Source organism: Paraburkholderia sp. RL17-381-BIF-C, from assembly GCF_046026435.1.
Taxonomy (GTDB): Bacteria; Pseudomonadota; Gammaproteobacteria; order Burkholderiales; family Burkholderiaceae; genus Paraburkholderia.
Map to the genome: position 1 here is coordinate 1 of NZ_JARESX010000234.1, position 457 is coordinate 457.

Sequence of the window (457 nt, forward strand, 5' to 3'; positions counted from 1 at the left end):
GTTCGCCACGTCCCGTTAATCTGGCGCCGGCCTATTTTGATCTGCGGCCATTGATCGATACAACGGTGTATGACCGGTCTGTCGCCGCTTACTATGAAACCGACCAAAGGCTTCATCATGCTTTGGCTGACGCCCGGGCATATCGCCGCGGATGGTTGGCGTGGATGGATGCGCGAAAAACCGGATCCGGAAAAAAACGATGAGCCGCGACATCATGGAGCGCCCGAATTGAGCACGTATCGACTAACGCTACGCAAAAGCATCCGCACAAAGCGCTTGAAATTTCTGGAGCGCGGAAAAGACGTAAAGCTGTCCGCACAGTGCAAAAACAGGGGATTGCGATTTCCCGGACGCGATTGCGTAGCCTTACATGACAACTTTACGTACGAGCACTTATGGCCGATCGAGTGCCGGGCCGAAGTGAACAGTCAACGGGTGATTAGCAAGTTTACATAAT

General features: G+C 53.2%; 1 protein-coding gene. It reads left to right on the forward strand.

The annotated features are described in order from the left end of the window. Positions 1-203, forward strand: a 203-nt coding sequence (locus tag P0D70_RS36850) for a hypothetical protein (RefSeq protein ID WP_408188138.1), incomplete at its 5' end; no start/stop codon positions are given. Positions 204-457: the final 254 nt, after the last annotated feature.